Here is a 21,265-nt window from a genome sequence, read left to right as displayed (position 1 = left end):
AAGGTTCTCGCCCGGTATAGGCGGGAATTTTTAATTTATATTAAGAAAACAAAATGTTTAGGGGCCTGTAAGGAGGAATTCCATGAGAAAGCTGTTTGCCGGCTGTATTGCCGTTTCTTTTGCCGCGATGCTTGCGGCCTGCGGTGACGATTCTTCGTCCACTTCTCCTGAAACATCCGGGAACGAAAGTTCTTCTTCTGCCGCTATCCTGAGTGGCGACAGTCACGATGAATCCAGTCCGTCGTCTTCCAGCGAACTTCCACCCGACACGACGTGTTGCAAGGTAAAGGAGTCTTCTTCTTCAGTCGCTTCGAGCGAAAGTCGCTCCCTGGTCTCGGGGGGAGTCTGGCCTAAGTTCCTTTGGGACGGTTCTACCGATGAGGAAGGTCGCGTAGTGACCGGAAGTGACGGTGAAATGGCGGGATACTGGTACGATTTTAACGACATTGATGATGGTGGCTCCTCGAAATTTACCTTTCCGCCGGATATTGAAGAATATTGTAATGGTAACTGGTATGAAAGTGTCAATTGCTTCGAATTCATGATGGAAACCTATGGCGGAATAAAGGAAAAGGTTGTTTTGGGCGCTGGTGCCGAAGTTCCGCACGTAGGTCTCGGTTTCAACACCTTGAACGAGGACCAGGATGGTGCCGATGTCACGGAATGGGGAGGCCTCTGCCTGGAATACTCTTCTGGGCTCAAATTCCAGGTCAAGATTGTTCCTGAATATGACCTGACGATGTTGGAGTGCGATTTTATTGCCAGTATCGGCGCTTCGGAATCCAAGAAGGTCGTCGATATCCCGTGGAGCAAGTTCGGCTCGAGTTGCGGTTTGGGAATGGATGTCGATGCGTCTAAGGTCCTTGCGAATGCGGCTGCGGTCCATCTGCTATTCGAAGGCAAGGCGGGAGATACGGGGGATTTCCTTCTCAAGAAAATCGGGTCGCTCGGGCAGTGCGGCTCCGGCAGCGCTCCGGTGTCTTCGTCCGCTGTTGCGCCGAAGTCCTCTTCGTCTAGCGTTGCGGAATCGTCTTCTAGTGCCAAGCTCATTATCGGGAACATGCTCTGGGATGGCTTTAGTAATCGAACTGATAAAGTTTCTACGGGTGGTGATAAGACTTCGGGTTACTGGTATGAATTTAACGACAATAGCGAAGGGGGATCTTCTACAATTGAGTTCCCGCCTGACGTCGATACACTCATTTATGGTTCTCCATTTCCGGAACTCATTGAAAAATATCGCGGAGTTCAGCTAGGAGTCGCTTTCGGAAGTGGCTATGAAAAGCCGTATGCAGGGGTTGCTTTCAATGTCTGGAGCGAGGAACAGGAAGGGGTGAATGTCTATCCGTGGGGCGGACTTTGCCTTCAGTACAAATCATCTATTGATTTTGAGATAGAACTTGGCCTTGAAGAGGGTGCGTTCCCTACAATGGGTTCCTGCAGTTTTGTGGCGAGTGTTCCGGCTTCTACAAGCGAAAAAATCAGCGATTTCGGCTGGGAAAAGTTCAAGAACAACTGCGGTGCCGGCGTAAGCCCCGATTTAACGGATGCCTTGAAAAAGGTTGCTTCTGTTAGGCTGAAGTTCTCGGGCGCGGCCGGGACTACGGGAGATTTCTTAATTCAGCGAATCGGGGCCGTGGGCATGTGTCGCGATATGATACCTGCGCCGTAGGCAAGAAAGAATTAGTTTGTATGTAGCCTTGCCCTGAAAGGGACAGGGCTTTTTTTAGTTTGTATGAGAAATGAGAGCGGGAAAAGGGAATGCGAGGTTTTGGTCACTCGCTGCGCGAGCCAAAACCTCGCCCTTCGGGCTCGACACTCGCTAACGCTCGCGTCAAGCTCATAAAGTGCCTATTGTATGGGCTTCGCCCACGGCACTTTATGCCGCACCCTCGACCCCAAGGGGTCTCGTGTGCGTCCCTTTTCCGCTCTATAAAAAAAAGAAAAACCACCCAAAAGGGTGGTTTTCTTTTTTAGAGCGGGAAAAGGGACTCGGACCCTCGACCCCGACCTTGGCAAGGTCGTGCTCTACCAACTGAGCTATTCCCGCGAGGTGAGACCAATTATAGAATATTAATTTAGACTTGTCAAGGGCCTTTGCAAAGAAAATATCAAAATTTCGTGTTTTTTTCCGCGTAATTCGAAAAAACCTTCCTTTTTGCTCATGTACCCGTGCGGGAAAGGCTTCGGCAGCACGTTGTAGAGGTCTTCCGAGATAAGGAATTCCTGGCCGAGCCTCGCGCAGAGCGACTGTATGCGGCTCGTTGTGTTGAGCACGTCGCCGTGGTAGGCCATCTCGCTGCCGAAGTTCCCGACCTCGGTGGTCACGACGGTCCCGCAGTGCGCCCCGGCCTTGAACTTGGGCGCGGCACCGTATTTCTTGATGAATTTCGGGCTTATGCGCTCCAGGCACTCGCAAAAGTCGAAGAAGCAGTCGATGGGTCGCGCCCTGTTCCTGCAGGCAGAAATGGGCCAGGTCAGGAACGCTCCGTCACCTGCAATCTGGTAGATCTGCCCGCGGTTCTCCTCGCAGCAGTTCGAGAGGAACTTGTAGTAGTCCTTCATGAAGTTGCTGTACTTCACGTGCCCGAGTTCCTCGGCGAGCGCGGTGGAATGCCGCAGGTCTATGAACATGAAAATCAGGTTTTCCTCGAGCGGTTCCTGCGACTTGCCCAGGAGCGTATTCCAGAACACGCGCGTACCGAATTTCTTGTGCACGCTCCTCACGAACGTGATGAGGTAGGCCACCAGGAAGAACGTTATGACCTGCGCCTGTTCCGAGGGGCTGTGTATGGCGTCCATGAGGGCGTAGAAGCCGTCCTCGTTCATAAGGCCTTCTCCGCTCTTGATGCGCAGAAGGAGTATGCAGAGAATCTTGCTCGTGATTATCGCCGCAAGGAAGTACAGCGAGCGTATGAGCAGGGAATGCCACACCGGGCGGCAGTCCATCTCGTCCTTTAGGATAAGGATGTCGTAGACCCCGTGCGAAAAGCCCATGAACAGCGCGAACTGCAGCATCTGGAGCACGATTCCCAGGTCGAAGTAGCCGCGCTCGGCGTACGTGACAAGCATGGAAATACCCACTGAAGCGAGTATCCAGCAGAGCACGTAGAAGCAGACGGCGTTGAACTTTCTTTCGGTTTGGCGGGTCAGGGTTATCATGGGGCGGTCAGTGGATGAACAGGGGGAGTGACCACACCATCGCGATTAGGATAATGTCCTTGTACGAATCGTCCAGGAGAAGGGTCGATGCGAGGAAAAACGCTATCGTGGCGATAGCGAGGAAGACGAACAGGGGTATTCGCTTTTTCAACGTGGCGATGAATTTTTTGTTCTTCGGGTCTTCCATATTAACGGATATAAATTAAATTTTTACAAAAAGTATGCCCAAAATTACCAAAAATTCTTAAAAAAGATGCTTGGCCTGTATATTCATGTCCCTTTTTGCAAGAAAATCTGCGATTATTGCGATTTTCACGCGTTTCCGGCTCCCGAATGGTTGAAGTTGGAATATTTGGACTTGGTATCGGGGGAGGTTTCCGCCTTCGCGGAAAGGCATCCGGGGGCATTTTCGGCGGTCGAGACGCTCTACGTGGGTGGCGGGACGCCTTCTGCGCTCTCGCCCGAGCAGATGGCCCGCCTTTTTGGGATCCTTGCGGGCGCGGGTCTCGATTTTGGCCGCCTGAAGGAGGCAACTTTCGAGTTCAATCCGGAATCCTGCGACGAGGAAAGGCTGGCCGTGGCCCGGGAATGCGGCATCACGCGGGCGAGTCTCGGGCTCCAGAGCCTGCACCAGCGCCTGCTCGACCGGGTGGGGCGCTCCCACAGCGTAGAAACGGGCATGCGCGCCCTGGACCTGCTCCTTTCGGGCGGGAACCTGCGGGTGAACGCCGACCTCATGTTCGACCTGCCGGGGCAATCGCTGGACGACCTTCTGCAAGACGTGGAACGGCTCGCGGGTAGCGGAGTCGGGCACATCAGCCTCTACGGGCTCAAGGTCGACCCGGCGAAGCGCCTGGGAATCCGCGTTTCCAAGGGTCTCGAGACCGTAGACGAGGACCTGTATGCGGAAATGTACCTGAAAAGCGTCGATTTGCTCGAAAAATGCGGCTTTTCGCGGTACGAGACGTCGAATTTCGCCCGCGCAGGCGAGGAAAGCCTGCACAACCTGAACTACTGGAACCGCGGGGAGTACCTGGCCTTCGGGCCGAGCGCCCACGGGTTCTACGGGGGAGTGCGGTTCTACGCCCCCGAAAAGTATGCTAGATGGCGCGAATATGTGAAAAACGGCTGCCCGAGGGAGGGGCTCACGCTCGATGCGCTCACGCCCGAGGATGTTGCCGCCGAATACGTGCAGCTCTCGTTACGTACAAAGTATGGAATGCGCCTTGACGGACTGAAAAAACTGGGATTTTCCGTTCCGGAAGAGGCCCTTTTGAGGTGGGTCTCGGAGGGCTATGCCGAGCTTTCCGGGGGCGTTTTCCGCCTAGTCGGTCGGGGATGGCTATTTATGGATACGGTCGTGCTCGATGTTTATTCCAAGATGGAATAGAATCGCCCCTCCAGTCGCCCCATTTTCCTAAAAAAAAAGATACATTTAATAATGTATTATGGTCCATACGTGTCGTATTGTCCGTTTTTGAGGTTTTTATGCAGTTCCTGAGTCGAAATATCGCGTGTTTGCTCCTGTGGTTGCTGTTGCTCCCGGCAGGGCTTTTGGCGCAAGAGACGGTGGACTGCATCGACTACTCGGGCGACGAACCTGACGACCGTTGCGTGTACCAGCGCCTCGAGGCGGGTGCCAAGGGCGTCGGCCTGTTCGTGGTGGATGGCGAAAAGGACGCCATCCCGGCGAACGCAATTCCGAACAAGGACTTCTACGTCTATGCGCCCAAGGCGAATTCCGATTCCGTCAGCCTCACCCTCCAGAACGGCGGCGACAAGATTTCGCACATGAAGGTCGTGAACTCCGGCGAGACCGGCGTGCAGGGCGTCATCTTCGATGCGCTTTACCCCATCTACAACGTCGCGGTGGGTACCGCCCTCGAGAACGATGGCACGTACTCTATCGCCCGCGTGTACAACTACTACGTGCCCGGAGTGCAGTTTTGCGAGGATAGCAAGTGCGAAAAACCCATAAGCGACGTGACCAAAATTCAGCTTGAGGTGGGCGACTCGCTCGTGGTGTATGCCCGCGCCTTTATTCCGGTCGGCCCCGACAAGGGCGTCACGGATTCCACCCTCGAAAAGACCTTCTACATCAAGCCGCTCGAATCGGCGCTCCGCTACTACAGCCTTTCCGGCGAGGAACTGCCGCTGCGCCCGTTCGGCTACCAAATTGATTTCCGCAACGGCCGTGCGGTGTTCGTCATCCACGCGACGAAGGCGGTGGTTGGCGACGATTCCCCGTTCACCATCAATTCCTATATCGACCTCACGGCGGAAGGCGACACGAACTTCATCGTGACGCAGGAATTCCCCGGCAACCTGCAGTTTGTGAACCCCGACATGCCTGTTCTGGATAGCGCGTTCATCTTCGATACCAACGGTGACGGCGCAGGCGACAGCATCGCCGCATACTTCTCGGGCCGCAAGGATTCCGTGGACATGGAAAAGTTCTTCTACTCCTGGCCGGATGGCGGCAAGCTCGTGGAGCACGATGGCGAATGGGACTGGTCCAAGAAGACTGGCCTGCTTGAACTGACCAACGTGAATTCGGATGTCCCGGAAGATTCCGGCAACGGCAAGCTGAAGGTCGACATGAAGTCGGTGAACACCGGGGCTTCCGCCAGCGCCGAGGGCACCATGATTGACAGGATTGGCCCTGTCATCCTGAAGGCGAGTCTCATTCCGGGCGATGGCGCCACCGATACGCTCGAACTCTTCTACAACAAGCCTATTGACGAGTCGTGGAATGAGGGCAAGGGCTACATTTTGAACGGCACCCCGATTAACCTCGAGGCCATTAAGAAGGATGGCAAGCGCTGGGTGTTCGTGCTCGATACGGGCGTCGTGGATTTCGGCGATTCCATCAAGATTGCGACGACCTGTGCCGACAAGGCGTGCCCCGATGGCCTCGTGAAGGCGGCGGATGGTAACGAGACGGGCAAGAATAATCCTGCGGTTGTCGAGAACTCGGGCCGCATCTACGTAGATGACGAGAAGAACGCGTTCTTCGACCGCGATGGCGACGGTCGCATGGACAGTGCCTCGGTCGCTTTCGACATGCCGATTACGCGCGAGGACCTCGAGAAGATGGTCATCCGCTACTACTGGCTCGATACGAACGGGCAGGTGATTGAAATCGTGCCCGATACGGACAAACTCACGCTTTCCGAAGACGGAACCCTCGTGGGCTTTGCGCTCAACCTCAAGAAGGACGAGTACGGCATCAAGGAAAAACTGACCTCGATAGACGAGGGTTACTCCAAGTCGGGCGAGGAATACGGCTACGTTACGGTGACCTACTTCGAAATGGTTGAGGGCGAGAAGAAAGAGAAAACGGATACCCTCGGGATGCACGACCGCATGGCACCTGTAATCTCGGGTACGTTCCTCAAGCCGGAATCCTACCAGAAGATGGCGTCGGACGTGTTCTTCATCGAGTTCTCCGAGGCGATTGACTACAAGAACGTGGAAGGTGCCGCTGATGCGTTCAAGTTCCACGTGGATGGCGAGTGGGTGAGTATCCCGTTCACTGCTGTCGTGTGGGCGCCCGATGGCAAGTCTGCCGAAATCCGCATGGAAAGCGGCACCCGCCTTGTGGAGCGCATGAACCCCGCCGATTCCGTGAGGTTCGATGCGTCGTGCCTGAGCTTCAAGGATAGCGAGGGCAACGGACTTTCGGGACTTGCTCCCGCGGTGATGGTCGAGGGTGACCCGCGCGTGATTACGCAGAACTACTCGTTTGCATCCAGGCAGAATATCGACGAGTCCGTGGACGAGGCGATTACCTTCGAGGTGGCCGACGGGCTTACCTCGGAAGAGGCCCACAAGGCGCTCGGCGTGCTCATGGACGTGAGCTTCGCGACTATCCTCAAGGAAGAAACTGATGACGTGGAGATGGACCTTTCGAAGATAGGCCTGGACTGGGAACTCTACGTGTACACGAACCTGGGAATGTTTGTCGCGAAGGCGTCGGAAAAAATCAAGTGCGACGACCGCGATATCTTTGATGGAAACTGTTTTGAAAACCCGCACCAGCTGTACCTGCGTTGGAACATGCGTGACAACAACGGAAGGCGCGTTGGCGTGGGTGCGTATGTCGCGCACATTAAGGTGCGCGTGTATGGTGCGAAGGAAAGTTTTAAAGTGGAAAGGTACTATAATTGGGGCATTACCGGGTCTCGCAAGATTCGGTCCAAGGACTAGCGCCTTTCGGAGGTTAACACTATGAAAACGATAGTGAAGACATTACTAGCATTAGCGTTCGGCTGTGGCTTTGCCATGGCTCAAGGCACTATGGCGGCACCGGAAAACCCGGCGACCGGTATCTGGATTCAGCAGGTTGGCGATATTGTTCCTCATGCCTCCACTAAGGCAACCCTGTATTACACGAAGTATGCGAGTTATCAGAAAGACGCAGTGAAGAGCCTCCAGTACTACTACGATGGTGCGGGTTACCTACAACTGTTGCAGAAGGATACGCTTTGCGGTAAGGAAGACGGGATGAAAGGAGCCGATGGCATCGTGCACCATCCGGATGGCGACTTGCTCATAGCGGCCCAGGGCCCGAACGTCCACAAGATTAGCAAGACCGCAAAAAAGGAAGGAACCAACAGTGGCAAGTGCCTCGTGAAGACATCGACCCCGGCGACAAGTACCGAGGGCTTTTGGCACTTGATGATGGACCCGAATCAGGAATGGCTCTGGGCGGCGGGCATTCCCGGCTACCTCTACAGGTTCTCGACCAAAATTGATTCGAACAACATTGCTGCAAGGAACTTTGCGGACAAGGGCTACAGGGTGGAACTTGTTCCTAAAAGTACAGACCGCGTGCAGCACCACAAACTGACTACGCTTATATGGGATAAGGACGGCAAAGCCTTCTTTACGTATTCCAACTATCTGGGCGGTGGCTGCGAGACGAATGCCAACACGGGAAACCCCTGTAGCGACAACCAGAAGAAATCTAATAGGTCGGGAGCCTATTTCGGCTACATCACCGATACGACCTGGACCAAGGTGACTGCGTCGAATAAGGATTCTATCGGTGGCGAAGTTAACGATTCCGTGATTACCAAGCTCGGTACGACAATCCTTATCGACTCGCTTGAAGGTGCACATGGTGGTACGTACGACCCGTATTCCGAAACGATTTTCGTGTTCGGCGGTTCGCGTATCGTGCAGATTAGGCCTTACAAGGAAGGTGGCAAGATGAAGGCCGAGGTTGTAGCCTTCATTGACCTGCGCCAGTACTTCTTCCAGGAAGATCTTAATCACCTGACGCTTCCGAGAACCAATGACGGAGGCTTTGTGGGCTGGCGCCTTGACCAGGGTACGGTCGACGGCATGGGTCACCTGTTTGTGGCGAGCAATACGGGTCACCTCGTATTCGTGGACTACGCGGCGAACCCTGACAAGAAAATCAACGACAACGTGCTCGTTCACCTGCAGTGGATTGATAACTACCTCGATGACCTTGCCCCGCTTTCGGGTGCAGGTGTCGTGCGTACGGGCGCAAATACCGGTTCCGATGTCGAGGTCTCGAGCAGCAGCATCGGGTTCAGTTCTTCGCGCGTGGTGTACGAGGAATCCTCTTCCAGCGTGAATTCGAGCAGTTCCAGCAGGCCGGGAAGTTCTTCCGGTGGCAATCCTGGCACTAGTTCTTCGGGCAACAATCCGGGCACGAGTTCTTCCGGCGGCAATTCCGGTAGTAGCTCTTCCGGTGACAATCCGGGTACGAGTTCTTCCGGCGGCAACTCCGGCAGCAGCTCTTCTGGCGACAATCCGGGTACGAGTTCCTCCGGTGGCAACTCCGGTAGCAGCTCTTCTGGCGACAATCCGGGCACGAGTTCCTCCGGTGGCAACTCCGGCAGCAGCTCTTCCGGCGGCAATTCCGGCAGCAGTTCTTCTGGTGGCAACTCCGGTAACAGTTCTTCTGGCGACAATCCGGGCACGAGTTCTTCCGGCGGTAATTCCGGTAACAGTTCCTCGGGTGGTAACTCCGGCAGCAGCTCCTCCAATAAGGGCGGTTCCGAGGATATCAACTTCGGGTCCAGTTCTTCCCGCGTGTATGTCGGGTTCGAGGACTTCGATGTTTCTAGCAGTGGCGGCGGTATCGACTTCTACCCGTCCGACGACAAGTTCGAGAAGGGCGATTCCATCGTTACGACTGCAACGGTTCTCCTGCCGGTGGATTCCACGGCTGGTACGGGTATTATCAAGATTGGCGAGAACTACTACATGGAAGAAAACAACCCGGTTGCGCTCAATCTCGACCTGCACGTGAATTCCGGGCTTGACTCCGCCCAGGTGGGGCAGGTTGTCGCCCTTACGCTCGATCCGGATAAGGTGAAGGAATACTTTGGCGATGTGGACAGCCTCACGTTCGCGACAGCTTCGGGCCTTACGCTCGTTGACCCCAAGAATCCGAACCCGAGCGATACCATCCGCGTGAATGCCGACGGTTCCGTTACCATCTGGGTGACTGCCGACAGTGTTGTGAATGGTGGTTCCATCATCGTGCACGACCCGGGGAGCGGTACGACCATTATTATAGACAACATAAACTTCTATGACCCGATTCCGGATGCCGAACTGGGCTACATCAAGGATACCGATGGCGACCAGGCGCTTGACTACGTTGAAATCGTCCTGAAGGATACCCTGATTTCCGAACTCGAGGTATCGTCGGTGGTTCTTGTGGTGAAGGGCGATACGCTCAAGCCCAAGAGCAAGCCAACCTTGAACGGAACCCGCGACCGCATCAGCATCGATGTGGCTGACCTCGACTTCCCGGAAAAGTTCCCCGAAGACGCCTATGCGGTCATTACCTACAAGAACATCCACGACGATGTCGCGTATACGCGCGATGCCTACATTATCGAAGTCGGTAGCCGCGTCATCAAGGATGCTTTCGCCATCCGCGACGTGCACGGCAAGGATTCGCTCTTTATCGAGTTCAATATCGACCTTATCCCGAGGGACCTCGCTACGCCCGAGATGCTCGTGCTCCTGAAGCAGGAAGGCAAGCGCTACGGGTTCAACCTGGACCAGATCACCAATATCTATATGCCGACCAGGAACATGGTGATTCTCGTGGGCGAGAACATGGGCCTGAAGGGCGACAAGCGCGATAGCGTGTCTCTGCATCCGAGCGTGCAGTTCAACAATCTCAAGTATCTCACGTCCGACGAGTATGAACGCGAGGTGCCCATAACGGTCATTGATCGCCTGCCCTCTGTGGTGGATGTGGAATACAGGGATACCGATGGCGATGGCGTGCTGGACCAGATAGTGACCAACTTCAGTGGCCCCCTGACCGAGACCGAGAAGAACATGCTGTATGCGACATACCCGTGGTACAGCGAGCGCGGGCTCATGATCCAGCTGCAGGCCCAGCCCGCCGACCTCAAGTTCGACGGCAAGGATTCTACCCGCGTGGTCTGGAACGTGGTCTCGACGACCCCGATTGCGAAGGGCGTCACGAGCATCAGCGAATCGCTCCCGCAGGCGACTATCTACACGTACTACGACGTGCTCGGCCAGACGTTTGTGAACGAGGAATCCGCCCCGCTGGTCGACAAGATGTCGCCGGTAGTTTCTGCGGTTACCCTCAGTTACGGCAAGAAGGCAGATACGCTCATCGTTTACTTCTCCGAGGTCATCAAGTACAAGGACCTGAAGGGTGACGACTTCTTCAGCTACATCCACGGCAAGGACACCATCGATATCAACCCGAAGGGGCTCGACTGGGCTGCCGATGGCCTGAGCGTGAAGATTATCGTCGACGGCGGTGCCTCTACGATTCTCCCGGGCGACTCGCTCATGGTGGTGCATGGCGAAAAGAGCGTTATCGAGGATAACTACGGTAACGTTGCGGGCGATGACCCGAGCCCCGTGGTGATTGCGGGCCTCCTGAACCACCTGGTGGAAGCGACCAATATGGGTACCTTCGACGGCGAAGACGAAGTGCTGCAGACCTTGAGCTCCGTGAACCTGCGCTACATGCCGAGTTCTACGACCAAGGAAGACATGGAGAAGGAGGGTGCCCTCGGGCAGCTCGTGCAATTGGGCGAGCGGTTCGTGCCGCAACTCCTTGACCGCGCGCAGATCTCTGCCGATGGAACGGTGGACCCGTCCGTGCTCGATTCTCTTGACCCGGAAAAGGTGTTCATCACGTTTGTCGTGAACTACTATGACCACCTGGGACAGTACGTGAACGACACGACCATCCTGGTGCCCTGTAACAGCCCGAAGTTCGGCGGAAACTGCCTTGTCTCCGACCAGAAGCTGTTCGTGAACTGGAACTTCAAGGACCATCGCGGCCGCTTCGTGGGTACCGGCGTTTACACGGTGCAGTTCAAGATGGTTGTCCGTTACGAAAAGAAGAAGATCGAAGAAGAAATCAAGGACAAGTGGGGCGTTCGCCGCAAGAAACACAAGAAGTGACGGCTTGCAGTGTACGTACTCCCGCATAGTGGGGCAAGTGTATCAAAATGGGTTAGAGTTCTATAGTCTTCTATGAAGATAGCCTTGCAATTTCTTCTTTTGATTGTTATCGGGCTCGCTTGGTCGAGCCCATCGGTGCGGTTGACAAGCGACCGTCACGTGACTGCATGGAACTTCGTCAATTACCGATTTAGACTTACGAACACGTCAACTGCGCCTGTCCTAAATCCCGAAATCAATTATTATGCTGCTCAGGCTCCGCTTGGGGCTGAAGTGGATGTTTCCTCCGGTCTAAATCCCGTAACGGCATCCGTGGTGCAGGCGGGGCAATACACTGTAGTCAAGTTCTCCCTTCACGGTCTTCTTTTCCCTGGGGATTCCGTTGAAATTCATTGCCGCATCTATAGCGAAGGTTTTTTGATGGGCTGGGATTCGTCTAACGACTTGTCATACCAGCATAATGCCGAGGTCTACGAGCCGAACTACTTCATGGCGGTCTATGACGCATCACACAATATTCTTTGGGGCTTCGACCCGCTTGGTGGAAACAGCAATGCTCCCGATGTCGTGCTGTGGACTGACCGTGGTAGCAATTTTACGGTTGAACGGTATGATGGCGACTCGACCGAGGTTGTCCCGGCGGGTCGATTCTGGCTGCTCAAGGACACGCCCATCTCTCCGAAGGAACGGAACCTGCTTGCCGAGCGTGGAATCGTCAAGCATTCCGTAGGTAGGCACCAGGGCAAGACTCTCGCCCTGTTTCGTAGCGAAACCGATGTGCAGAAGAGTCTGCTGGACAGCCTGATTGCGGGGCTCTACAACACGGTTGCCGTGGACGATTCCACTCCGGTAGAGATAGAGTTTTATCAGGATAGTCTGTACGAGGATTCATCAAGGATTGATATGGAAATATACTGCTGGCCCGATGTCTCCGTCAATACGTGCGTTGAAGAAGTCGCTGCATGTGGGGGCGACGATATTGGCGTTGCCCGCGGATTGTTGATTGCGAAGGTCAGGAAGGATTCGCTCCAATGCCTTAGCCATAACGTGAATATTGACGGGCTTGTTGTTCAACACGAATTGGGCCTCGCAAGCAGTCCCGTTGACCGCGACGCTGTGAATATTTCGGTGTTGCAAAGCGATACTGCATGGCAGCGCGCACTACAGATGGATAGTGCGACAAAAGAATGGCTTTCTGGACTGGAGTACACAGGAGAAGGGATTGTTGTGGGGGTGTATGATACCGGTATAGATTTTCATCATCCCGACTTTAACGAATATGATTCTACGGGAAAATTGAAGCCAAGAGTCATGGATTCGAGTGAGTATTTTGGAGTAAGATTTGACGAAATCGACAGCATCAAATTAGTTGGTTATACAGAAGCCCATGGTAGCAGTGTTGCAGGCATCATTGGAGGGAACGGAAACAATAGTAACGGACACTTAATTCGCGGGATTGCTCCAAAAGTTCATTTTTATGCATATAAAAGCCCAGCTTCCCCTGAAGCGCAAGTGGGGCATGTGGTAAACCATTCGCATATGACCCATACTAAGGGGTTCTATATAAAAAATGAGTATACAATGGATGATGCTATTTTTAGAAACTGGAAAAGCGAATGTACAAATATTGCTACAGGACAATCAAATCTGGGGAAAATTTTGAATTGTGTTGAAGGCGACTCGTTGGTGAAAACAGTTGTGTATGCGGCATGTAATAATGGTGATGATTTAGGGGATTCGCATTACAAACATGGAATTTTGAGAGGCTATCACACCATTCTTTCCAATTCTAAAAACGCAATCGTCGTCGGTAACATGACCAGCAAGGAAAAAGTTCGATTCCACCATTCCAGCATGGGGCCCACATGGGACGGACGCATCAAGCCCGATATTATGGCTCCTGGTGCTACCAGCCAGATTGTTGCAACAGGGGAAGATTCTGTCGAGATATACGTTGATTTTATAAAGCTTTACCGACAAGGCTCCGACACGCCTTATCTCGTTTTAGATTCTAACGCCTTTCCTGCAAAATCTGCTTTTTTGAGAAATGCACTCGCTACTGCGTCGATTGACACGATTAATGCAGGAGCCTTTGCTTACAAGTTCAGTTGTGGCAACACTTCGCAACTGGGCATTTCGGCACTCTGGGATTTTGATTCTGTATCTGTCTCACCGACAGACGAAATAGAGGTCCGTTTCCGTAAAGGGAAGGGATGGAGTGATAACACGATATTTGGCGCCGCATTCTTCGGAACGCATGAATCAGGCTTCTATCCACCACCCGTTTCACTCGTTGATTCCCTTAGCGTGATATATCCTAATGAAAATTTTAAAGATAATGTTTGGCAGGTTAAAGTTCCCACTGTCTGGGAAGACTCTAATAAATATTCTGTGAAGCGTTTTTCGCTATCTTCCCTCGACACCACCATCAATGCTTATTTTTTGAGACTGGATTTCAGTTTTATAAAAAGCATTGTTTCGCCTGATACCTGTAAAAGTGATTCCTGCGGATATCAATCCCTAACAGATGGCGGAACTTCGCAAGCAGCACCCTTCGTGAGCGGCATTGCCGCCCTTATGTACCAGAAATTCCGCGACACTACGGGAGATTCCCTGCACAAGCATTCCATGAGGAACTCTGCGGTCAAAGCACTCATGATTCATACAGCAATAGATATGGAAGATTCCGAACAGGCCCATTTTTCCAGCAACCCGGATTTGTATGCTACGCATCATGATAGTATGCCTCACTATACTCCCTACGGCAAGGGTCCGGACTTTGCTACGGGATGGGGCTATGTCGATGGCAAGTCCGCTCTGGATATGATTTCCGACTACAACAAAAATACGAAGGAATTTGCAAGGTTTCGCGAAATAGAAATCGGGAATGGGGTTGAGAAAAGATGGACAACGGTTGTCTCCCCCGGGAAACAACGTCTAAGAGCAACACTTGTATGGGACGATTCACCGGGAATCAGGAGGATGGCGATAGATGAGACGCGCTTCAAGGAATCAAAATTGGTCAATGACCTTGACATGTATCTTGTTAGTCCATCCGGTGAATATTACTACCCTTGGCGTCTAGACACGCTACCTACAGAATTTATTACGAAAGATGGAACTCACTCTAATAAAATGACGGGATTTGAAAGAATTTTCGATAGTGATGTTCATAACGCATATAGGATTTGCTCGTCTAGCAATAAAATTGATTATAGTTGTTTCGACCATCTGAACAATGTTGAAGTTGTAGACGTAGATTTTCCCGAGCTGGGTGAATGGCAGATTGTCGTGAGGGGTCGACGACTCGAGGACTACAACAATGCGGATAGCAATGCGCAGGTGGCGACGCTCGTTAGCGACTTCTCCCTTAAGGAGAGCAATTTCTGCAGTGTCGTTCATAATTACGCACCGCAAACGACATACCGCTGTACATACAATTTCAACAAATCAAGCCTAAATCGTATTACTTTTGACGATAGAACATTTGCTGCTGCAGGGGATACCATTAAGCTTTTTGATGCAGACAAAACTTCGTTGGGGACATATGTCTCAAACCAGTTGGCGGGCAAGACTGTTAAGGTCAAATCGGATAAGTTGATTGTTGAACTAGATAGCGACGATAAGTATGAGGGATGGGGGTTCGGAATACAGAAGATACAGTCTGTTCCCTATTCAACGCTTATGATGCCCTTCCTGCCAATATATAAAAAAAGGAAATAAACAATGACCAGACGTTTCTTTGTTTTTCCATTACTAATAAGCCTATTGCTTTCCTCGGTGGGTTGTTCCGATGACAAGTCGTCTAATGTTGTCGGACAAAGTTCTTTTAGTGGCGACACTTTGTACAGTTGTTCGCAAGATGAATTTTACTCTAGTACTAGTTTGTCGGATATTTCGATTAGTTCTTCGTCGGAAACCAAAGGCATTTCTTCTAGCAGTGCCCCTACTATCATCATACCTTGTAAGACAGAAACTGAAGACAACTGCGAATATGGAACACTTGTTGATGATCGAGATGGTCAAACATACAAGACGGTAAAAATCGGCAATCAGATATGGATGGCGGAAAATCTCAACTATGCTTATCTTCAGCCGACATCAACACTGGATTCGTCCAGCTGGTGCTATGATAACGACCCGGAGAACTGTAAAAAGTACGGACGGCTCTATTTGTGGTCAGCAGCCATGGACAGCGCCGCTTTGTTTAGTGATGATGGGAAAAAATGCGGGCTTGAACGAGAGTTTCAATGCGGCACAGAATTATGTTGCGAAATGTGCGAAATTATGGATCGGCAAATTCGAGGTGTTTGTCCGGCAGGGTGGCGGTTGCCATCTGAAAAAGATTGGTTGTCGGTAAGCGATGGGTTCTATGCATCCGCATCTTCGATTAAATCAGATATTGGTTGGAATGATGACAGTAATGGGACAAATAGCAAAGGTTTAAATGTTTTGCCAGCGGGTATTTTTTCCCAGAGATCCTCATATGGAGCCGATGTGTTTGCTGCAATGGGAGTGACCGCTTACTTTTGGACTTCTGTTGAAATGAGTTGCAGAGAAGCTTATTATATGTTTGTTGAATCGGTCAGTCTTACAGATTGTTTTCCAAAATCTGTCGGTATGTCAATCCGTTGCTTAAAAGATGTCATTCTTGAATAAACATACGATAAAAAAGGAGTAAACGATGAGCAAGTCAATGTTTTTTATTTTGATTGCATTTATAACCGCGATATCCTTTGCGGCAGAAGTATGCTATCTCGATAATCCAGAATCGCACTTGCTTCCTGGCCAGTGTTATGATGTTGGTTACATTTGTAATCTTTCAACCGAAATATCTGGTGGGGTTCGGTTCAACATAGGGCAGGATTCTCTTTGTTCTAATTTGGACACGACTAACTTCACGACATATCCCTATACTAATGACAATACTCTAGACACAACAAAGGCTCAACATATTTTGAGGCCGTTCTTGATAGAGGATCCCATAGAGAACGTTGATGCTCTTGCAGTTGTTTTGAATGCGGCATTCTTACTCAACGCTTTTAACGAACGAACCAGGGTTCTTGTGACTTATCATCAATTGCAAACGCCCCATGATATAAATAGCATTCGTTTTGTTGGCGCTTTTGCTTATCCGGAGTAACTTCCTTTCTCCATAGAACAGATTATGCGCAAAACAGTATCCTGAGGGACCTTCTGAAGAGTTGTCTTCTGCGATAGAGCCTTTGGCGATTTCCTCTTCAGAGGACGTTTCTCCTGTAGCAGAAAGTAATGCTTCCTGCGCATCCTCATCTAACGAAAGTTTGCTTGTATCAAGTTCCTTGCTTGTGAGTTGTTCTTTTGTAGAACAAAGTAGTTCCTCAATGAATGTGTATGTAGTATCGCATGGCGAAATGACTGATGACCGTGATGGACAAGTTTACAAGACGATAACTATTGAAGGAGAATTTGCAGAAAAAAGACTCCATAAAATAATGGAGTCTTTTCTAACGCAAGTCTGGATCCTTCGGCGCTTCGCGCTTCAGGATGACGCGCTGATTAGCGCCTTCTTTCAGTCATCTCTTTTTTGAGGATGTCCATGACGGCGCCGAGGTCTGCCGGGGCCTTGAACACGGGGTTCGCGAACTTGGAGCAGATGTTCTCGAGCTTCTTTTCGTGGTAGCCGACCTTGAATTCGGTGAACTTGAGGCCGTGTGCCGTGCTGATGACGACCACGTTCTCTTCCTTGTCGATCTTACCTGCGGCCACGAGCTTTTCGAGGGCGCCGAGGGCGACACCCGTGTGCGGGCAGCAGTAAAGACCGATGCGGTCGCCGCGGTGGGCGGCGTTCGCGAGTTCTTCTTCGGAAACACTCACGACCATGCCGTTCGTCTTCTGGATGGCGCGCACGGCCTTCGGGTAGCTGACCGGGTTACCGATCTGGATGGCGCTTGCGAGAGTCTTCTTGGCCTGCATCGGGACCAACTTGTCGAAGCCGCGTTCGTAAGCCTGGAAGAACGGATTCGCATTTTCGGCCTGGGCGACGATAATGCGCGGGATGCGGTCGATGAGGCCCATAGCCTTGCAGTCTTCGAAACCCTTCGCGAGGGCGCTCACGTTGCCGAGGTTTCCGCCCGGGATAATCACGGTGTCGGGAACCTTCCAGCCCATTTCCTGGCAGATTTCCGGAGAAATCGTCTTCTGGCCTTCCACGCGGAGACTGTTCATGGAGTTCGCGAGGTAGATGCGGTTGTCGGCAGTCACCTGCTGCACGATCTTCATGCAACCGTCAAAGTCGGTGTCGAGGGCGAGCACGATGCTGCCGTTAGAAATCGGCTGGATCAGCTGGGCGACGCTTGTCTTGCCGGCGGGCAGGAACACGATGCTCGGAATGCCGGCCTTCGCGCAGTAGGCGCTCAAGGCTGCGGAGGTGTCGCCGGTAGAGGCGCAGGCCACGGCGTCGATTTCGTGAATCTTCTTCTTAATAATGTGGTTCACCTGGCTCACGAGGACCGTCATGCCGAGGTCCTTGAAAGAACCGGTGTGGGAGTTGCCGCAAAGCTTGACCTTGAGGCTCTTGATGCCCATTTCTTTTGCGAGCGGGGCCGCGTCAAAGAGCGGGCTCCAGCCTTCGCGCATCGTGACGATGTCTTCGAGGGGCATGTCGGGGAGCACCATTTCGCGCTTGCTCCAGATGCCGCTCATGTCGGCCGGTTCAAAGCTCATGCGGCGTTCGGCAAAGAGCTTTTTCCATTCCTCGGGGCTCTTCTCGGCAAGGGCTGCACGGTCGTGTTCGACTTCCAAAAGGCTGCCGTCCACCTTGCTGCGGTAAATGACGTCGGTCAGCGGGTAGGTGTCGTCCCCGTTGATGTTCCTGAAATGCGCGTTGAATTGGGCCATAATGTCCTCTTGATTTTCGGGGACAAATATAGTAAAAAGGGGCAAATTTTCTATATTATAGGGCGAATTTTAGACTAGATTCGGAGAACCGAGTGAAAAAGAGAAAATTTGTTCTATTGTCCTTTTTGGCTGTAATGGCGTTAACGCTGTCGGCGTGCCTGTTCGATTCCGAGGATACGGCGCTCAGCGGCTGGCTTAGAGACCAGGGCCTGCCCGATAGCTACAAGGTCCAGACTGTTACTATAGAAGACCTGACTCCGGTGTCGGCGGAGGCGTTTGCGGGCAGGACCGTTTTCCCTGCGTACGACAGGACAATCTTCGGCACGCAGGCGGGGCTCACGCACGACCTCGTTCTCGATATCGCGTTCAGGGATTCGGCTTTCATCGATTCTCTGTCCAAATCGGATTCCGCGGCGGCGTTCGTTACCCTGTTCGTGCTCAATCCGTTCTATTCTGCGAAGTACTTCCCGGCCGATTCTCTCCCGTACAAGGAAACGCTCAACCTGAAGGTGGAATGGAAACTCGATGTGGGCAAGGGCAAGCCCAAGGCTTTTGTCGACAGCATCAAGGACATCTCGGATTCCGCCTGGCGTGAAAGCCTCATGGAATGGGAGGCGGACAATTCCGCCGATACCACGTATGAACTTTCCATTGATGCAAAGGATTCCCTCGTGAAGATTCCCATGCCTTCTGCGCTGGTCGAGGACTTGAAGAAATCGGGCTCCGCGACGCACCTGCAGTTGCGCCTTTCCGCTCCGGAATCCAAGCGAGCCTACCGTATCTACGGTACGGGGACTGGGCTGCCACCCTTCATGCGTGTGAAGACGTTCTCCGATACCACCTACAAGAACTTTGTCGCTTTCCGTATGAGTGAAGTTGTTACATACAATGATACCTGCGACGGATGCCTGTTGCTGCATGGCGGCGTGCTCGATTCCATCGTGGTGGAGTACCCTGTCGATAAGGTTCTCGAGGCGCTCTCGGACTTTTACGGCGATGCCTTCCCCTTCGACGAGGGTGACGGCAACGACGTGCGCCAGGCGGTGGTGCTTGCGCAGATAACCTTCCCGCGAGACGATTCCGAGGGCATAAACGAACTGGGACTGCCCATCCAGGTTGTGGTGGGCACGTTTATCGATAGCCTGGGAACGGAAGTCCGCAAGATGGAAGAATACAGGCTGAACCGCAAGATGATTGTGGAATCCGGTCACCCGAACATCGTGTTCTTCGACGGAGATTCACTCTCGTTGCAGGTGACCTACGGCATGCGCGACGTTATCAACCAGGCAAAGAGCGGGCGCAATCTCAAGATGATGGTGCGCCTCGGCTACCCGACGCTCCAGGCGATGGATTCCGCCTACGTGGACTACGCCTTCAAGGATTCGACGACAGGCAAGACGGATACGTCGTATGTGTTCTTTAGCCATTTCGATTACGCCCGGTACGACTTCGGTACATCGTTCAGCAAGCCGGCAACGCTCAAGCTCTGGCTTGCCACCAAGCGCGGGGGTGAAGAATGAAAAAGATTCTAGGATTGATTGTTTGCCTTGTCGCGTTTACGCAGGCGTCGATGATTGGTCTCGATGCCCTCGGTGAAGAACAGACTGTGGGCGGTTCCGTCGCTGCGGCAGGCCGCGGTTTTGCCGGCGGTGCAAAGACGGGTGAATCCGAAGGGCTTTCCGTCACGAACCCGGCACGCATGGCCTTCGATACCAAGGTCGTGTTCAACCTGAACTTCCTGCTGGACCTCTATACTGCAGAAGCTCACGGCAAAAGCTACTTCACGAAGAACATCGCCATGCCCTCGTTCAACCTCTCGTTCCCGATGGGCGATTTTGGCGCGTTCGGCGTGTCTCTCTGGCAGCATTATTCTTCCGTTATCCGCGAGGAGATTTCCGATTCCGCATTATCTGCCAACGCGAAGATTGAATACAACGGAAGCGTCTACGAGATTGTGCCGACATACGCGGTGCGTCTCCCGTACCTCCGCAATGTTTCGCTGGGTGCGTCCATGCATATCGTGATGGGTAGCATGAAGCGCAGCCTTACGCTTGGCCCGAACAAGGAATCCGTCGCTGAAGAAGACCTGTGGGCCACCAACAACAGGGATATTACGGACTACGTGGAAGGCTCGTGGGAAGTTGAGCATCACCCCGGCTACTACACCGGCTCCGTGCAGTATCGCGGTCGTCAGTCCTCGTTCTACTTCTCGTACACGACGGGCTATACGCTTTTGAACGAACTGGAATACAACTTCCGGTTCTCGGAAATTGATACGCTTGTGCCGAGCGAGATTGACCGTCGCATCGAGGTCCCCGCCATGTTTGCGACCGGTGTCAACTACCGCCTTGCCAAGAGGCACAACGTGATGGCCGACTTGCAGTGGCGCGCCTGGGACAAGGACATCGATAACGTGGGGCATAGCTACGACATGCGGAGCGTGACCAAGACGCAGAACGACTTTGTCGCGTCCATAGGTTACCAGCGCGATGGCAGTGGGCTGTACTACGACCCGTTCTGGGACAGGATTACCTACCGTGCAGGCGCATGGTACAAGAACTGGTACATCGAGGACGTTTACGAGGTGGGCGGTTCCATTGGTGCGAACTTCCCGCTGGGCAGGAAGGGCATCGCCGTGGATCTCGCGCTCCAGGGCGGCAAGCGCTTCTCTGAATCCGAGGGCAACTGGGATGAAGTGTTCCTGGGAATCCGTCTCGGCTTGATGGGTATCGGCAGCTGGGGACAGTCCCGCAGGTAGATTTTCGAAGGAGGC

General features: G+C 52.8%; 12 protein-coding genes and 1 tRNA gene. 9 read left to right on the top strand and 4 right to left on the bottom strand.

Translation table 11 applies throughout. From position 1 onward, the window contains the following. The first annotated feature begins 82 nt into the window (after positions 1 to 82). Positions 83 to 1,672 carry a hypothetical protein gene (locus CRO08_RS14695; RefSeq protein ID WP_097036803.1) on the top strand — a complete coding sequence of 530 codons (1,590 nt, stop codon included), beginning with the start codon at positions 83 to 85 and terminating at the stop codon, positions 1,670 to 1,672. Between the two features lie 305 nt (positions 1,673 to 1,977). Here the strand turns inward: CRO08_RS14695 and CRO08_RS14690 are convergent. The 3 genes from CRO08_RS14690 to CRO08_RS14680 all read right to left on the bottom strand — a co-directional run bounded on the left by CRO08_RS14690 (position 1,978) and on the right by CRO08_RS14680 (position 3,349). Continuing rightward, positions 1,978 to 2,050 (bottom strand) — tRNA-Gly (locus tag CRO08_RS14690). 23 nt (positions 2,051 to 2,073) lie between these two features. After that, the gene (locus CRO08_RS14685) at positions 2,074 to 3,162 is read right to left on the bottom strand and encodes an adenylate/guanylate cyclase domain-containing protein (RefSeq protein WP_072808830.1); all 1,089 of its coding nucleotides are present in this window, start codon (positions 3,160 to 3,162) and stop codon (positions 2,074 to 2,076) included. A gap of 7 nt (positions 3,163 to 3,169) precedes the next feature. Further along, positions 3,170 to 3,349: a hypothetical protein gene (locus CRO08_RS14680; RefSeq protein WP_072808828.1), complete on the bottom strand. Its 180-nt coding sequence runs from the start codon at positions 3,347 to 3,349 to the stop codon at positions 3,170 to 3,172. 66 nt (positions 3,350 to 3,415) lie between these two features. Here CRO08_RS14680 and hemW point away from each other — a divergent pair, with 66 nt between their 5' ends. From hemW to CRO08_RS14650, 6 genes are all read left to right on the top strand, one after another. Next, positions 3,416 to 4,552 carry a radical SAM family heme chaperone HemW gene (hemW, locus tag CRO08_RS14675; RefSeq protein WP_097036802.1) on the top strand — a complete coding sequence of 379 codons (1,137 nt, stop codon included), beginning with the start codon at positions 3,416 to 3,418 and terminating at the stop codon, positions 4,550 to 4,552. 98 nt (positions 4,553 to 4,650) lie between these two features. Next, positions 4,651 to 7,371, top strand: a complete 2,721-nt coding sequence (locus tag CRO08_RS14670) for a hypothetical protein (RefSeq protein WP_141398408.1) — start codon at positions 4,651 to 4,653, stop codon at positions 7,369 to 7,371. 21 nt (positions 7,372 to 7,392) lie between these two features. Beyond that, positions 7,393 to 11,613: a hypothetical protein gene (locus CRO08_RS14665; protein ID WP_141398407.1), complete on the top strand. Its 4,221-nt coding sequence runs from the start codon at positions 7,393 to 7,395 to the stop codon at positions 11,611 to 11,613. A 72-nt stretch (positions 11,614 to 11,685) separates the two neighbouring features. Continuing rightward, complete coding sequence (locus tag CRO08_RS14660; protein WP_097036799.1) at positions 11,686 to 15,336, top strand: S8 family serine peptidase; 3,651 nt, start codon at positions 11,686 to 11,688, stop codon at positions 15,334 to 15,336. Between the two features lie 3 nt (positions 15,337 to 15,339). Next, positions 15,340 to 16,272 carry a fibrobacter succinogenes major paralogous domain-containing protein gene (locus CRO08_RS14655; RefSeq protein WP_097036798.1) on the top strand — a complete coding sequence of 311 codons (933 nt, stop codon included), beginning with the start codon at positions 15,340 to 15,342 and terminating at the stop codon, positions 16,270 to 16,272. 25 nt (positions 16,273 to 16,297) lie between these two features. Then, positions 16,298 to 16,756 (top strand): hypothetical protein, encoded by a 459-nt coding sequence (locus CRO08_RS14650; protein ID WP_097036797.1) that lies wholly within the window; start codon positions 16,298 to 16,300, stop codon positions 16,754 to 16,756. A gap of 395 nt (positions 16,757 to 17,151) precedes the next feature. On the opposite strand, the gene thrC is transcribed toward CRO08_RS14650, so the two are convergent. Next, the gene (gene thrC, locus CRO08_RS14645; RefSeq protein ID WP_097036796.1) at positions 17,152 to 18,492 is read right to left on the bottom strand and encodes a threonine synthase; all 1,341 of its coding nucleotides are present in this window, start codon (positions 18,490 to 18,492) and stop codon (positions 17,152 to 17,154) included. A gap of 134 nt (positions 18,493 to 18,626) precedes the next feature. Between thrC and CRO08_RS14640 the strand changes: the two genes are divergently transcribed. Beyond that, the gene (locus CRO08_RS14640) at positions 18,627 to 20,012 is read left to right on the top strand and encodes a hypothetical protein (RefSeq protein WP_097036795.1); all 1,386 of its coding nucleotides are present in this window, start codon (positions 18,627 to 18,629) and stop codon (positions 20,010 to 20,012) included. Beyond that, on the top strand, positions 20,009 to 21,250 hold the full coding sequence (locus CRO08_RS14635) for a hypothetical protein (RefSeq protein ID WP_097036794.1): 1,242 nt from the start codon (positions 20,009 to 20,011) through the stop codon (positions 21,248 to 21,250). Before CRO08_RS14640 ends, CRO08_RS14635 begins: the two co-directional genes overlap by 4 nt. The last annotated feature ends 15 nt before the right edge of the window (positions 21,251 to 21,265 follow it).

This window comes from Fibrobacter sp. UWT3 (genome assembly GCF_900230125.1).
Lineage (GTDB): Bacteria > Fibrobacterota > Fibrobacteria > Fibrobacterales > Fibrobacteraceae > Fibrobacter.
Note: the sequence above shows the minus strand (reverse complement) of the source record. Positions and strands in the feature narration are given on the sequence as shown.